The sequence below is a fragment of the Streptomyces sp. NPDC031274 genome (genome assembly GCF_055570235.1).
This window is the reverse complement of sequence record NZ_JBVIHP010000377.1, coordinates 1-1,147: the sequence shown is the minus strand read 5'-3', so window position 1 is coordinate 1,147 and position 1,147 is coordinate 1. Positions and strand designations below refer to the sequence as shown.

Here is a 1,147-nt window from a genome sequence, read left to right as displayed (position 1 = left end):
ACCAGCCGGGCGTCGGGACACCCAGGCTCTCCATCACCCGCTTGCAGAGAATCTTGTCGGAAGCCACCGCCGAGGCGGCGACGCCGCTTCCGCAGTAGGGCATACGGATGTAGTCCAGGAGCCCTTGCAGGCGTCCGTCCTCGCCGAACGGGCCGTGGAGGTTCGAGAGGGCCACGTCGTATCCGGCCAGTTCAGGGATGAAGGTCGGCTCGCACGGGTCCAGTACCTTCCACCGGGCGCCGATCTCCTCCAGTGCCCCGGACAGGGCTGTCACCGAGCGCTGCTCCACGGGACACTTCGAGTGGTAGAGCCGATCCTCGAGGCTGACCGGGCCGTAGATAAGGGCGACGCCGATCCCCTGCCGGTCCTGCTGCCAGTCGCGTAGCGCTTGGGTCGCCTGCTGCACGGTCCTGCCGGAGCTGGTGTCCAGGAAGAGCGTCATGCGAGTACCCCTTCGAATGTGTGGGTGACAGGGCCGCCGACCCACTGCGTACGCGTCGGCCGGTCGGCGTGCGGGCGTACCGTCAGTGGCTCCCCGGCCTGGTTGTGGACGGTGACGGAGCGCTGAGCGACCAGCCCGCGCATGGTGGCGATGACGACAGCAGCGACTGCTCCACTGCCGCAGGACAGCGTTTCGGCTTCCACACCGCGCTCGTAGGTGCGGATCCTCAGCTCTTGACTGCCAGCGGACTGGACGAAGTTGACGTTCGTGCCGAGCGGGGCAAGCTCGGCATGGTGGCGGATGAGGCGGCCGACCGTGACGGTGTCGATGGCGTCCACGTCATCCACGACCGCGACGACGTGCTCGGTGCCGGTGCGCGCGCTGTCGAACCACGTCGGCCTGCCGTTGATGACGGCCTGAACACGTCGCGGATGGACAGCGCCGACTTCGGCCGTGACCCACACGGCGTCATTACTCACGACGGCCTGGTGTGTCACCCCGGCCATGAGGAGGCCCATCGTCGTGAGGCCGTGGTCTTGGCGCGTCAGCCACGCGGTACAGCGCAGGGCGTTGCCGCACATCGTGGCGGTCGAACCATCCGCATTGAAGCACGCGACTTCGATCAGGGCGGGGTCCGTGCTGATCAGCCTGCTGATGACTAGGCCGTCAGCACCCACGCCGGTCCGTCTGGCACAGAGCTGTTCG

At 67.6% G+C, this 1,147-nt stretch carries 1 protein-coding gene and 1 pseudogene; both read right to left on the bottom strand.

Translation table 11 applies throughout. From position 1 onward, the window contains the following. Positions 1-442: pseudogene (locus ACZ5CR_RS46505) on the bottom strand (D-alanine--D-alanine ligase family protein); the annotation flags it as partial. Continuing rightward, a partial coding sequence (dapF, locus tag ACZ5CR_RS46500) for a diaminopimelate epimerase (protein WP_468870097.1) occupies positions 439-1,147 on the bottom strand: 709 nt, incomplete at its 5' end. The gene dapF and the pseudogene ACZ5CR_RS46505, both read right to left, overlap by 4 nt.